Genomic DNA, 11990 nt, shown 5'->3' on the forward strand with positions numbered 1-11990 from the left:
TGCGCTCAGGCCGCCGGAACGGCGGTGCCGGCGTTGTCGCCCAGCCCGGTCTTTTTCGCCTTGGCCGAGGCCAGCGTGTCGCGCAACTCCTGCTCCATCCGTTTCAGCTCCTCTTCGGCCGCCGCCCGGCGGGCCTTGCCTTCGTCGGCGATCTGCAGGCTTTCCTGAATGGTGCCGATCAGATCGGCATTGGCCTGTTTCACCGCCTCGATGTCGAACACGCCGCGCTCCATCTCCTGACGGATCATCTTGTTGCTGTCGCGCAGGTTCTTGGCGTTGGCGGTCAGAAGTTCGTTGGTCAGGTCGTTGGCCTCGCGCACCGCGCCGGCGGCCTCGGCCGAGCGCTGGATGGTGACCGCCTGCGCCAGCTGGGTTTCCCAAAGCGGCACGGTGTTGACCAGCGTCGAGTTGATCTTGGTCACCAGCGACTTGTCGTTTTCCTGCACCAGCCGGATCGAGGGCAGGGACTGCATGGTCACTTGGCGGGTCAGCTTGAGGTCATGCACCCGGCGCTCGAGATCGTCGCGCGCGGCGCGCAGATCGCGCAGCTCCTGGGCCTGCATGACCTGTTGGTCCTCGGATGCCGCCTTGACCTCGGCCTCCTTGGCCGGAATGGCCTCGGCGTCGAGCTGTCTCAGCTTCTCTGCGCCGGCGGCGATATAGAGCGCCAGTTCGTCGTAGAAGTTCAGCGTCTTCTCGTAGAGCATGTCGAGCGACTTGATGTCCTTCAGGAGCTTGTGCTCATGCTCGAGCAGGTTGTCGGTCACCCGGTCGATCTGGCCCTGAACCTCTTCGAACCGCGCGGTGAACTTGGCAAAGGGCGTGGCGCGGCCCAGCAGCTTTTCCCACCACGAGCGTTCGCGGCGCACGTCGAGCTCCGAGACCGAGAAGCCGCGGATGGTCGAGACGATCGAGCGCAGCGAGTCGCCGGCCGGGCCCACATCCTTGTTGCGCACGTCGGCCAGCATGGCCTGGCTGATTTCCTGCAGTTCGGCCTGCGCGGCCGAGCCGAAGGAAACGATCGAATTGGTGTCGGCCATGTCGATCTCGTCCATTCGCTGGCGGATCTCGCTGCTCACCACCGGGTCGGCCTGTTCCAGCGAGACGATCTCCTGTGCGTTTTTCGGCTCGGGCAGGACCACGGCGCTCACCTCTTCAACCAGGGCCAAATCCTGTTTGGCCTTCTCTCTCACATTGTCCGACATGGGTGTGTCCTTCCCCGTTTTGACTGTCTCGGGCTCAGTCGAGCCTGACCCCTTCGCGCTGCAAGCGGTCGCGCAGCACATCGATTTCGATCGCCAGATCGGCGTTGCTGTCGGTCAAGAGCTTGCGCGTCTTGGCGACATAGTTCTCTTCCAGATCGGACAGCAGCGACAGGTACTCTGATTTCGCCGCCACGTCGCGGTCGCGGGCATAGATGTCGGCGAACTTGATCGTCGCGTCGCGCGCGCCCATCAGGTAGACGCCGAGATACCTGCGCGCCGAGGTCAGATCGCGCGGATCCTCCTCGACCGTGCGCAGCATCTCGCGGACCGTCTGCTGAAACCGTTCGACCCGCGCCTCGAGCCGCGGATCCCGGGCCCGGCGGATCGCGCCCATCATCGCCGCCAGATGCGCCTCGGCCTCGTCGATCACCCGGGCCACCCGGTCCTGCTGGAATTCGTCGACGCCCTCGAGCGACTTGTTCTTCAACGGATCGGGGCCGAAGGCGGTGATGTGCAGTGCAGCGGCGATCACCCCGTAGAGCGCGCTGGCGGTCAGGCCGACGTCATGGCTGAGCCCGGCCAGCGTGGTGCCGACGCCGATCAGCGCCATGCCCAGAAGCTTGCGGGGCAGGGCCGGGCGGCGGGCCACCTTGCGGGCATTGTACGCGGCCTCGGCCTTGAGCCCTTCGCGGGTGAGCCAGGCCGCCAGCGTCCAGACCCCGGCGCCGGCAAGGCCCAGCGCCAGCGCTTCGGGTCCGGAGCCGAAGGCGGTGAACGCCAAAAGCGCGCCGGGCACGAACAGCAGGTTGGAGCGTGCGCCGGTGGGGCTGACCGTGGCCTTGAACGGCCGCGCGTCCTGCTGCGCCGTCCCGGGCTGCGCGTCGGGGCTGTAGGTTCCGCCGAACTTGCGTGCCATCACTCTGCCCCCAGCCAGCCGACGGCGACGCCGGACATCAGAAAGAACAGGCAGGCATAGGCAACCTTCTGAACGCCGTTCAGCCGACCGCCGCGGTCACCCGTCGACCAGACGGCCACCGCCATGGCGCCCACCGCAACGATCACCGCAGCCAGAACCAGCAGCGTGACAAACCGGATCATCCGAATACCCCCTCAACCACGTTCACAAGATAGGCGATGACTGGCGCGACTGCTAGTGCCGTGCTGTGGTGCGGCGTTCGGCATTCAGCTTGCGGGTATAGCCCGATTGCAGGATTTCCACCGCAAAGAGCACCACGACCGCAAAGTAGAAGGTGGTCTTGGACATCGGGATCACCTCGTAGCCGAAGACCCTGAGCGCCAGCGTCTCGTCATGCATCGCATGTGCCGCCGCCTGTCCGGCCTCGCCCAGCAGGACCACGCCGACAATCAGCAGGATGAAGAGGCCGAGCACCTCGTACATGCGGTTTTTCTCCAGAAACCGCGTCACCCCGTCGGCCAGCAGCAGCATCGCCAGCCCCGACAGCACAATCGCCGTGGCCAAAATCGGGAAGACATCGGTGATGGCAATGGCCGAGAGCACGCTGTCGAACGAGAAGATCAGGTTCATCGTCACGATTAGCCCGATCACCTGCGCGGCGCTCTTGCCGGGTTTGCCCTCCACATCCGTGGTCAGATGCTCGATCGAGAGCATGTGGCCGATCTCCTTGACCGCGGTATAGATGATGAACACCCCGCCGAGGATGAAGACCAATGTGGCGAAATTCACCCCGCCGGTCAGCACGCCCTCCCAATTGAGCACGAAGAACGGCTCTGACAGCCCGTCGATCAGCCGGACCATCACGAAAAGCAGCACCACCCTGAGCACCACAGCGATGATGATCCCCCAGTAGCGCACCGCCTTTTGATGCGCCACCGGGGCGCGCTGGCTTTCGATTGAAATGTAGAGCAGGTTGTCGAACCCGAGCACCGCCTGCAGGAAGCAGAGCATCAGCAGATTGCCCAGGTTCTCGATGGTCAGAAGATCGGCCATGGTCCTGAAATTCCCCTTAAAAATCCTGTCGCTTCTGCATAGCGCAGAAGATCGTCAAAGAACAACGACAGGCAGGGGGAAAAAGGTCCGCGCGCGCTCAGCGAATGCGTTTTCTGCGGGTCCGCTGCGGTTTTGGGCGGTCGGGCTGGGCGCCGTCGAGACCAAGCTGGTCGCGGACGATCTTGGAGCGCACCTCTTCCACTTCGCCGGGTTTCAGCTGGCCCAGTTGGAACGGCCCGTAGGACACCCGGATCAGCCGGTTCACGCTCAGCCCGATGCTCTCCATGGCGCGGCGGATTTCGCGGTTCTTGCCCTCGCGCAGCCCGATGGTGAGCCAGGCGTTGGCGCCCTGCTGGCGGTCGATGGTGACAATCATCGGCAGGTAGTCGGTGCCCTCGACCCGGGTCCCCTTGCGCAGCGGCTCGAGCAGGTCGTCGTTCGGCCGGCCCTTGACCCGCACCCGGTAGCGCCTGAGCCAGCCGGTCGAGGGCAGCTCGAGCTTGCGCTTGATGCCGCCGTCGTTGGTCAAGAGCAGCAGCCCCTCGGAATTGAGGTCGAGCCGGCCCACCGACATCACCCGCGGCATGTCTTCGGGCAGCTCGTCAAAGATCGTCGACCGGCCCTGTTCGTCGCGGTGCGTGGTCACAAGGCCCGCGGGCTTGTGATAGAGCCAGAGCCGCTCGGGTTCGGGCGCGTCCAGCGGCTTGCCGTCGACTTCGATCTTGTCCTTGTCGGTGACGTTGAGCGCGGCACGGGCGATGATCTCGCCATTGACGCGCACGCGGCCGGCTTCGATCATGCGTTCCGCCTCGCGCCGCGAGGCGACGCCGGCGCGGGCGAGGACCTTGGCGATCCGGTCGCCTTCGGGGGTGTTCTGAGCCATGCCGCAGCCTTAGTCAGTTGCGCGGGATCGCGCAAGCGGGCAAGAGGGGCCATGACCTTCCGTTCCCACATGGATCTGGCCCTCGAAGAGGCCCGCGCCGCCGCCTTGCGCGGCGAGGTGCCGGTGGGCGCGGTCGTCGTCTCGCCTTCGGGGGAGGTGGTGGCGCGCGCCGGCAACCGCACCCGCGCGCTCTGCGATCCCACGGCCCATGCCGAGGTGCTGGCGATCCGCAGCGCCTGCGCCGCGCTGGGGTCCGAGCGGCTGGTGGGCCATGATCTCTATGTCACGCTGGAGCCTTGCGCGATCTGCGCCGGCACCATCGCCGCGGCACGGATCGCGCGGGTCTATTACGGCGCCTCCGATCCGAAATCCGGCGGCGTGGCACATGGCGCGCGGGTGTTCTCGCACCCGCAAGCGCATCATTGCCCCGAAGTCTATGACGGCATCGGTGCGGCCGCGGCCGAAACCCTGCTGAAATCCTTCTTCGCCGAGCGCCGGTGAGCTGCCCATGACCAGACTGATCCTGTTTCACAAGCCCTTCGGCGTGCTGTCGCAATTCACCGACAAGGGCACCGAGGGCTCCGCCCGCCCGACGCTTTCGAGCTACATCGACGTGCCCAAGGTCTATCCCGCCGGCCGGCTCGACCGCGACAGCGAGGGGCTCTTGCTGCTGACCGACGGCGGCAAGCTGCAGCACCGCATTGCCCACCCCAAGGCCAAGCAACCCAAGACCTATTGGGTGCAGGTCGAGGGTCTGCCCGACGATGCGGCACTCGCGGCCCTGCGCGCCGGGGTGACCCTCAAGGATGGCCGGACGCGGCCTGCCAAGGTGCGCCGGATCGCGGCGCCACGCCCGCTCTTCGACCGCGATCCGCCGGTGCGGTTCCGCAAATCGGTGCCCGACTGCTGGCTCGAGCTGGTGATCACCGAGGGCAGGAACCGACAGGTGCGCCGGATGACCGCCCATGTCGGCCATCCCACCCTGCGGCTGATCCGGGCGCAGATCGGGCCGTGGCACCTTGGCGGGCTGCGGCCGGGGGAATGGCGCGACGGGTGAGGCGTGGTGGGTTGCAAACCCACCCTACGGCGATGTTCTCCGCAGCATTCCCGCCCCGCGTAGGGTGGGTTTGCAACCCACCGCCCCGCCTAGACCCACTTTGCCAGCGGCGGCAGCGACATCAGCACCGCATCCGGATCATGCCCGGTGGCCAGCCCGAACTTGGTCCCGCGGTCGTAGACCAGGTTGTACTCGGCATAGAGCCCGCGATGGATCAGCTGCTGCTCCTTCTCGGCCGCGCCGAAATCCATCTCGCGGCGTTTCTCCACCAGAGGCAGATAGGCCGGCAGGAAGGCCCGCCCGATATCCTGGGTCAGGGCGAAATCCGCCGCCCAGTCGCCGGTGCAACGGTCGTCCATGAAGATGCCGCCGACGCCGCGCGCCCGCTTGCGGTGCGGGATGTAGAAATACTCGTCGGCCCAGTCTTTCAGCCGCGGGTATTCCGCTTCGCCATGCGGGTCGAGATGCGCCTTCTGCACGGCGTGGAAATGCGCCGTGTCCGCATCGTATTCGATGCAGGGGTTCAAATCCGAGCCGCCGCCGAACCACCAGGCATGCGGCGTCCAGAACATCCGGGTGTTCATGTGCACCGCCGGCACATGCGGGTTGCGCATATGCGCCACCAGCGAAATCCCCGAGGCCCAGAACCGCGGGTCCTCGGTCATCCCCGGCAGCCCCTTGCGTGCTGCCATCGCCGATTGTGCCGCCGCGCCCAGCTCGCCGTAGACGGTCGAGACATTCACCCCCACCTTCTCGAACACCCGGCCCTCGCGCATCACGCTCATCAGCCCGCCGCCGGCGTCGGATCCGTCGTCAGAAGCGCGCGTGGTCTCGGTCACCTCGAACCGCCCGGCCGGCAGATCGGCGAAGGGCCCGCGCGCATGGCTCTCTTCCAGCGCCTCAAAGGCCGCGACAATGCCATCGCGCAGATCGCGGAACCAATCCGCGGCCTGCGCCTTCTCGGCGGCAAACTCTTCTGTCATGTGAACTCCCATCGCTCGTGCCACAAATCCCCGGCTTTGGTGTGTCCCCGGTTGGCAAATATCCTCGGGGGGTGGGGGCCGCTGGCCAAAGCACCAGACAGCCCCCGGCAGACGCCGGCCAAAACCACCTGGCGGCGATCAATGCGCCGGCGCGGTCACCGGGTCAACCAGGGTGCGGCCGCCATCCACCGTCATGATCTGGCCGGTGACAAAGCCCGCGCCCTCCGAGGCCAGAAACTGCGTCGCCTCGGCCAGCTCGCCCGGCGAGGCGATGCGGCCCAGCGGCGTGTTGTCCTCGATCTCGCTGCGGAACTCGCGATTTTCCTTGAGCGCGCCCTTGAGACTGGCCGACATCACCGACCCGAAGGCCACGCCGTTGACCCGGATGCGATGCGGCGCCAGCGCCACCGCCAGCGACCGGGTCATCTGGTCGAGCGCCGCGGTCGAGACCGAATAAGCGAGGAGTTCGGGATGCGTCCGTCGCGCCGCGATCGACGAGACGTTGACGATCGCGCCCAATTGGCCTTCCTCCTGGCCCTCGCCCTGCTTGATCATCCGCTTGGCCACCAGCTGCGACAGCCGCAGCGAGGTCAGCAGGTTCTGCTGTATCAGCATCTCGACGGTATCATCGTCGATGTCGAGCGGATCCGAGGGCAGAATTTGCCGGCTACCGTTGACCAGGATATCGACCCGGTCAAAGGCGTCGAGTGTCGCCGACAGCAGGTTCGCCAGTGTCAGCCGCTCGCGCAGGTCGCCGGCGAAATAGCGTGCCGGGCCGTCATCGGGGGTGTCGCCGATCTCCTCGATCAGCTTGGCCTCGTCCATGTCGGCAAAGACCACATTGGCGCCCTTGTCGATGAAATGCCGGCCAATGGCGAGGCCGATGCCATTGGCGCCGCCGGTCACGATGGCGGTCTTGCCTTCGATCGAGAAACCCATGTGTCGCTCCTGATTCCCTTGCGCCAGCCTAATCCGTCTCAGCGGTGGCCGCGAGCGGGGCGTGACGCCTGCAGTATCTTGAATTTTCCGTCGCCGGCCAGTTCCTCGACCTTGCCGAAGGCGCCCGCGAGCGTTGCTTCATAGGGCAAATGGCGGTTGGCCACCAGCAGCAGCCGGCCGCCGGGCCGCAGGATGCGCCGGGCGGTGGCGATGAAGCTCTGGCCCAGCTCGGGCACGCCCTTGCGGCCCTGGTGAAACGGCGGGTTGGTGATCACCGTGTCGAACAGCACCGGCGGCTCCCAGCGCCGCACGTCGGCCCAGTGGAACCGCGCCCGCGGATCGGTCACGTTGTGGCGCGCGCAGTCCAGCGCTGCGGCGTCGCTCTCGACCAGGTGCAGCTCCTCGATGCCGGTGTTCTCCAGCGCCCGGGCCGAGAGATACCCCCAGCCGGCCCCCAGATCGGCCAGGTGCCGCCCCGGTTTCGCCGGCAGGTGCTGCGCCAGCAGCGCCGACGCCGGATCGATCCCGTCGGCCGAGAACACCCCGGGCAGGGTGCGGAACCCATCGGCCGTGGCCGGCGCGGCCTGCCAGTCGTCAAAGACCGGTGCAGCGGTGAACCAGAAGGCGCGGCCATGCGCCTTGGTCATCTGGCCGATAATCTGCGTCCGGGCGCGGCAGGCCTTGAACAGGCTGTCGGTGCCGTCGGTCTTCTGGCCATCGACCAGGATCATGCCGCCTGGGCAGTGGCGCACTGCCTCGGCCAGCAGCGCCCGCGCCTCGGCCTTGGCGCGCGGCACGATGACCACGGCGGCGGCATAGGGGCCCTGCGCTTGGGTCACGCAGTCAAGCCGCGCCAGCGCGTTGTGCACCTGCGCCTCGCGGCTGATCACCTGCACACGCGCGGCGGGCAGGGCAGAGAGATCGGTCTCGGCGTCGGGCGCAAAGACCGCGATACGGCCCGCCTCGGGCATCGTGGCCTCGGCCAGCGCTAGGGATAAACGGGAGGCAGCCATGGCAGGGGCGCGCGACAGGGCGCGGCTATTCCTTTTCCATGGTGCATTGCAGCGGATGCTGGTGCCGTCGGGCGAAATCCATCACCTGCGCCACCTTGGTCTCGGCAATCTCGTGGCTGAACACGCCGACCACGGCGATTCCCTTCTTGTGCACCGTCAGCATGATCTCGAAGGCCTGGGCGTGGTTGAGCCCGAAGAACCGCTCGAGCACATGCACCACGAATTCCATCGGCGTATAGTCGTCGTTGAGCAGCAACACCTTGTAGAGCGGTGGCCGCTTGGTCTTGGGGCGGGTCTGGACCGCGATGCCGCTGTCGGCGTCGTCATCCTTGTCCGGAGACACGGGCGGGCGTGCCATCGAGAAGGGAGATATGATCATGTCCGTCAGTCGCGTCCAAGCTGATGCAGGTCGGTTCCTCTATATAACGCGCCGCGCGGCTTAGAAAAGGGGCCGGGGCCGCTTTGTCGAGATTCCGTCGTGGCGATTCCACCTGTCAGGCGCGGCCGGGCCGGCAAATGGATTCGCCACATTCCCGCCACAATGGCCGGTTTAGTAAGGCCGCCGCGCTTCGCCCCAACATGTGGCTGATTTCTAAAGCGATTTGGTGAATTCCTGTGGTTGATTAAGGGTTTAAACAAAGAACTTCATATGATAAGCTCCAATTAATAATAAGCTGACCAGAATACTGGCGGCACGAGAGGCAAAAGGCAGTTTTATCGTGAAGGTCCGGAACATCGAGTCCGCCCGCCTGGGCGTCATGTGTATCGCACTGATCTGGCTGTGCGTGGTCATCCCGCTCAGCGTCGCGGCCGCGCCCTATGCCGCGATGGTGATGGATGCGCGATCTGGCAAGGTGCTGCATTCCGAGAATGCCAATACCAGGCTCCATCCCGCCTCGCTGACCAAAATGATGACTTTATATGTCACGTTTGAGGCCGTGCAGAACGGCGAGATCTCGATGGACACCATGGTGACGGTCTCGCGCAAGGCAGCCTCCGAGCCGCCGTCGAAACTCGGCCTGCGCGCCGGTCAGAAGATCAAGCTGCGCTATCTGGTGCGCGCCGCGGCGGTAAAATCGGCCAATGACGCGGCCACCGCGATCGGCGAGGCGATCTCGGGGTCCGAGGCGGCCTTTGCGCTGCGGATGAACCGCACCGCGAAATCGATGGGCATGACCCGCACCACCTTCAAGAACGCGCATGGTCTGACCGAAGAGGGTCATCTGAGCACCGCGCGTGACATGACCATCCTGGGGCGTCACGTGATCTATGACTTCCCGATGTATTACAATCTGTTCAGCCGCAAGACCGCCGATGCCGGCGTGCGCAGCGTGAGTCACACCAACTCCCGCCTGCTGTCCAGCTACAAGGGTGCCGACGGCATCAAGACCGGCTACACCCGCGCGGCGGGCTTTAACCTGACCGCCTCGGCCGAGCGTGGCCGCGAGCGGGTGATCGCCACCGTGTTCGGCGGCCGCTCGACCACCACCCGCAACGCCCGCGTGGCCGAGCTGCTCGATCTCGGCTTCAACCGCGCGCCGACGCATGTGGCACTGAACCTGCCGCGCAAGCCGCAGTACCGTGGCAATCAAGGCTTGGTGACCGGTGGCAGCGACGCCGCCGTCGCCTCGCTCGCGCCGGTCGGCGGCGAGCGTCCTGCGGCCGGCAAGACCATCGCCGTCAAGCTCGACGTGACCCGAAGCCTGCGGCCGCGCGCCCGGCCCGGGGCCACCATCCGGATGCCGGAGGCAACCATCGTCGCTGCGGTCAAGGAAGGGGTGGCCGACGCCGTGGCCGAGGCCACCGCGGCCAAGATCGCCAAGGCCTCGCTGGCCGATATCGCCGAGACCCCGGCGGTGCGCCCGGAGCCGCGCCCGGCCGAGGTCGTGCTGGCCAGCGCCGGGGCGATCGCTGCCCCGCCGGTGCCTGATCCGGTCATTCGCGAGCAGGTGCAGGAGATCATCACCCGCGTCTCGACCTCTGGCGGTCGTCACTGGGGCATCAACATCGGCCGCTACGGCTCTCACTTCGCGGCGGAAAAGGTGCTGCTGAAGACCGCACTGACCGAGATGTCGACGCTGGACGGCGCGCTGCGCAAGGTGGTCAGGCGCTCCTCGGGCTTCGACGCCAACTTCATGGGTCTGTCGCGAGAGACCGCAGACCTCGCCTGCCGCCGGCTTCAGGCGCGCAACATTTCCTGCTTCATGATCGGGCCGTCGTGAGGGCCTGTGACCAAGCCGGAAACTGCCGCTGTCGCAACAGCTTGAAAAGCCCTGCTCACGCAGGGCTTTCGCTTTTGCGGGTGGTGGCAATGAGGGTCCGAGGCGCGCGGAACGCGTTGCTGAATTCGGACTCGAAAGGCCAGGTTATCCCCGGACGCAGCCTCGATACTTTCAAAATCCGGACACTGCCCGACCGTTCTCCACAGCGTCAGAGCCAGGTCTGGCGATCGGTGCCGACGGCTTCTGCCACCGTGTCGAACCCGTCCCGCGCCAGCAGCCGGTCGAGGCCGGTGACGATGTCATGCACCAGTGACAGCCCGCCAAAGACCAGCGCGGTATAGAGCTGCACCGCGCTGGCGCCGGCGCGGATCTTGGCATAGGCCTGCTCGGCCGTGGCGACGCCGCCGACACCCACCAGCGGCAGGTCGCCACCGGTCAGCTCAGAGAGCCGCGCCAGCACCCGGGTCGAGCTGGCAAAGAGCGGCGCGCCCGAAAGGCCGCCCGCTTCGCCGTGGTGCGGCGAGCGCAGGCCGCTGCGGTCGAGCGTGGTGTTGGTGGCGATGATGCCGCTGATGCCACTGGCGCCGGCGACCTCGGCGATCTCCGCCAGCGCGGCGTCGTCGAGATCGGGGGCGATCTTGAGGAACGCCGGGATCGGCCGGGCCATGCCGGCGCGGACCTCCATCACCCCGGCCAAGAGCGCCATCAGCGCGTCGCGACCCTGCAGGTCGCGCAGCCGTTCGGTGTTGGGCGAGCTGACGTTAACGGTGGCAAAATCCACGTACGGGCCGCAGCAGGCCAACACCTTGGCGAAATCGCCGGCGCGGTCTTCCGAGGTCTTGTTGGCGCCGAGATTGAGGCCGATCACCGCGCCTTCGGGCCGCTCCGCCAGACGGGCGGCGATCGCGTCCATGCCGTCGTTGTTAAAGCCGAAGCGATTGATCGCCGCGCCGTCCTCGGTCAGGCGGAAGAGGCGCGGTTTCGGATTGCCGGGCTGGGGCAGGGGGGTGGCGGCGCCGACCTCGACAAAGCCGAAGCCGGCGCGCGACAGACCCTTGAGCGCGGTGGCGTTCTTGTCGAAACCGGCGGCCAGACCCAGAGGGTTGGGCAGTTCGAGGCCGGCCACTTGGGTGCGCAGGCGCGGCGTGGTGACCGCGCCGGGGGACGGTGTCAGCCCCATCTGCAGCGCCCGGATCGCCAGCCCGTGAGCGGCCTCAGGGTCCAGCCGGTGGAGCGCCCTGAGGCCGAGCGACTCGAGCAGGCTCATGCCAGGTCCTCCGGAAAGACGTGGCCGCCGTCCGAGAGTGGCAGCTCGCGGTGCCAGAGCACGTCGGAGTGGCGCAGCCTGCGATAGAGATGCGGAAACAGCGCGCCGCCGCGGGAGGGCTCCCAGGTGAGGTCGTCCTGCAGTGCGTCGCTGTCGCAGGCCAGCAGCAGCAGGCCGGTCTCGCCGGCGAAATGCTTGGCAGCGGTCTCGCGGACCTGCGCGGCGGTGGAGAAATGCACGTAGCCATCGGCCACGTCGATCGGTGCGCCGGCGGTTTCCCCGTCACGCACCAGGGCGGCCCATTCGTCGGCCCGGAAGATTTTGTAGATCAGCATGGGGCTGCATATCCCGCGCCCATGCCCTTTGGTCAAGAGCCGCGCGCTGTCACCGGCCTGTCGCAATCAGGCGCGATGGATGTGCCGTTCGCGGCCGGTGCCGCAGGGTGGCCTTGC

General features: G+C 66.7%; 14 protein-coding genes. 3 read left to right on the forward strand and 11 right to left on the reverse strand.

The window, feature by feature from the left end:
• Positions 1-5: 5 nt before the first annotated feature.
• The 5 genes from VOI27_RS18725 to VOI27_RS18745 form a co-directional block, all read right to left on the reverse strand.
• Positions 6-1205, reverse strand: coding sequence for a toxic anion resistance protein (locus VOI27_RS18725; RefSeq protein WP_323767357.1), 1200 nt, complete (start codon positions 1203-1205; stop codon positions 6-8).
• 34 nt (positions 1206-1239) lie between these two features.
• A complete protein-coding gene (locus tag VOI27_RS18730; RefSeq protein WP_323767359.1) occupies positions 1240-2121 on the reverse strand; it encodes a 5-bromo-4-chloroindolyl phosphate hydrolysis family protein in 882 nt (293 codons plus the stop codon).
• On the reverse strand, positions 2121-2303 hold the full coding sequence (locus tag VOI27_RS18735) for a hypothetical protein (RefSeq protein WP_323767361.1): 183 nt from the start codon (positions 2301-2303) through the stop codon (positions 2121-2123). The genes VOI27_RS18730 and VOI27_RS18735 overlap by 1 nt, the downstream gene beginning before the upstream one ends.
• A 52-nt stretch (positions 2304-2355) precedes the next feature.
• Positions 2356-3174 carry a TerC family protein gene (locus VOI27_RS18740; protein WP_323767363.1) on the reverse strand — a complete coding sequence of 273 codons (819 nt, stop codon included), beginning with the start codon at positions 3172-3174 and terminating at the stop codon, positions 2356-2358.
• A gap of 97 nt (positions 3175-3271) precedes the next feature.
• A complete protein-coding gene (locus tag VOI27_RS18745; protein WP_323767365.1) occupies positions 3272-4057 on the reverse strand; it encodes a pseudouridine synthase in 786 nt (261 codons plus the stop codon).
• Positions 4058-4108: 51 nt separating this feature from the next.
• Here VOI27_RS18745 and VOI27_RS18750 point away from each other — a divergent pair, with 51 nt between their 5' ends.
• Together VOI27_RS18750 and VOI27_RS18755 are read left to right on the forward strand one after the other, a co-directional pair.
• Positions 4109-4558, forward strand: a complete 450-nt coding sequence (locus VOI27_RS18750) for a nucleoside deaminase (RefSeq protein WP_323767367.1) — start codon at positions 4109-4111, stop codon at positions 4556-4558.
• Between the two features lie 7 nt (positions 4559-4565).
• The gene (locus tag VOI27_RS18755; protein WP_323767369.1) at positions 4566-5114 is read left to right on the forward strand and encodes a pseudouridine synthase; all 549 of its coding nucleotides are present in this window, start codon (positions 4566-4568) and stop codon (positions 5112-5114) included.
• An 89-nt stretch (positions 5115-5203) separates the two neighbouring features.
• Here VOI27_RS18755 and hemF read toward each other — a convergent pair whose 3' ends face one another.
• The 4 genes from hemF to clpS all read right to left on the reverse strand — a co-directional run bounded on the left by hemF (position 5204) and on the right by clpS (position 8407).
• Entirely contained in the window at positions 5204-6097 is an 894-nt protein-coding gene (gene hemF / locus VOI27_RS18760; RefSeq protein ID WP_323767371.1) for an oxygen-dependent coproporphyrinogen oxidase, read from the reverse strand.
• Between the two features lie 138 nt (positions 6098-6235).
• Positions 6236-7036, reverse strand: coding sequence for an SDR family NAD(P)-dependent oxidoreductase (locus VOI27_RS18765; protein WP_323767373.1), 801 nt, complete (start codon positions 7034-7036; stop codon positions 6236-6238).
• A 38-nt stretch (positions 7037-7074) separates the two neighbouring features.
• On the reverse strand, positions 7075-8049 hold the full coding sequence (locus VOI27_RS18770; protein WP_323767375.1) for a class I SAM-dependent methyltransferase: 975 nt from the start codon (positions 8047-8049) through the stop codon (positions 7075-7077).
• Between the two features lie 25 nt (positions 8050-8074).
• Positions 8075-8407, reverse strand: coding sequence for an ATP-dependent Clp protease adapter ClpS (gene clpS / locus VOI27_RS18775; RefSeq protein WP_323767414.1), 333 nt, complete (start codon positions 8405-8407; stop codon positions 8075-8077).
• 400 nt (positions 8408-8807) lie between these two features.
• On the opposite strand from clpS, the gene VOI27_RS18780 reads away from it, so the two are divergent.
• A complete protein-coding gene (locus tag VOI27_RS18780; protein ID WP_323767377.1) occupies positions 8808-10271 on the forward strand; it encodes a D-alanyl-D-alanine carboxypeptidase family protein in 1464 nt (487 codons plus the stop codon).
• Between the two features lie 208 nt (positions 10272-10479).
• Here the strand turns inward: VOI27_RS18780 and VOI27_RS18785 are convergent, their stop codons facing one another.
• Positions 10480-11538 carry a quinone-dependent dihydroorotate dehydrogenase gene (locus VOI27_RS18785; RefSeq protein ID WP_323767379.1) on the reverse strand — a complete coding sequence of 353 codons (1059 nt, stop codon included), beginning with the start codon at positions 11536-11538 and terminating at the stop codon, positions 10480-10482.
• Complete coding sequence (locus VOI27_RS18790) at positions 11535-11873, reverse strand: DUF952 domain-containing protein (protein WP_323767381.1); 339 nt, start codon at positions 11871-11873, stop codon at positions 11535-11537. Before VOI27_RS18790 ends, VOI27_RS18785 begins: the two co-directional genes overlap by 4 nt.
• Positions 11874-11990: the final 117 nt, after the last annotated feature.

The sequence above is a fragment of the Marinovum sp. genome (genome assembly GCF_034669705.1).
In the GTDB taxonomy this organism is placed as follows: domain Bacteria; phylum Pseudomonadota; class Alphaproteobacteria; order Rhodobacterales; family Rhodobacteraceae; genus Marinovum.

What these genes read in the sequence shown, in the direction of transcription:
- VOI27_RS18725 (WP_323767357.1), bottom strand. Translation starts at nt 1,205, where the DNA reads ATGTCGGACAATGTGAGAGAGAAGGCCAAACAGGATTTGGCCCTGGTT.
- VOI27_RS18730 (WP_323767359.1), bottom strand. Translation starts at nt 2,121, where the DNA reads ATGGCACGCAAGTTCGGCGGAACCTACAGCCCCGACGCGCAGCCCGGG.
- VOI27_RS18735 (WP_323767361.1), bottom strand. Translation starts at nt 2,303, where the DNA reads ATGATCCGGTTTGTCACGCTGCTGGTTCTGGCTGCGGTGATCGTTGCG.
- VOI27_RS18740 (WP_323767363.1), bottom strand. Translation starts at nt 3,174, where the DNA reads ATGGCCGATCTTCTGACCATCGAGAACCTGGGCAATCTGCTGATGCTC.
- VOI27_RS18745 (WP_323767365.1), bottom strand. Translation starts at nt 4,057, where the DNA reads ATGGCTCAGAACACCCCCGAAGGCGACCGGATCGCCAAGGTCCTCGCC.
- VOI27_RS18750 (WP_323767367.1), top strand. Translation starts at nt 4,109, where the DNA reads ATGACCTTCCGTTCCCACATGGATCTGGCCCTCGAAGAGGCCCGCGCC.
- VOI27_RS18755 (WP_323767369.1), top strand. Translation starts at nt 4,566, where the DNA reads ATGACCAGACTGATCCTGTTTCACAAGCCCTTCGGCGTGCTGTCGCAA.
- hemF (WP_323767371.1), bottom strand. Translation starts at nt 6,097, where the DNA reads ATGACAGAAGAGTTTGCCGCCGAGAAGGCGCAGGCCGCGGATTGGTTC.
- VOI27_RS18765 (WP_323767373.1), bottom strand. Translation starts at nt 7,036, where the DNA reads ATGGGTTTCTCGATCGAAGGCAAGACCGCCATCGTGACCGGCGGCGCC.
- VOI27_RS18770 (WP_323767375.1), bottom strand. Translation starts at nt 8,049, where the DNA reads ATGGCTGCCTCCCGTTTATCCCTAGCGCTGGCCGAGGCCACGATGCCC.
- clpS (WP_323767414.1), bottom strand. Translation starts at nt 8,407, where the DNA reads ATGGCACGCCCGCCCGTGTCTCCGGACAAGGATGACGACGCCGACAGC.
- VOI27_RS18780 (WP_323767377.1), top strand. Translation starts at nt 8,808, where the DNA reads ATGTGTATCGCACTGATCTGGCTGTGCGTGGTCATCCCGCTCAGCGTC.
- VOI27_RS18785 (WP_323767379.1), bottom strand. Translation starts at nt 11,538, where the DNA reads ATGAGCCTGCTCGAGTCGCTCGGCCTCAGGGCGCTCCACCGGCTGGAC.
- VOI27_RS18790 (WP_323767381.1), bottom strand. Translation starts at nt 11,873, where the DNA reads ATGCTGATCTACAAAATCTTCCGGGCCGACGAATGGGCCGCCCTGGTG.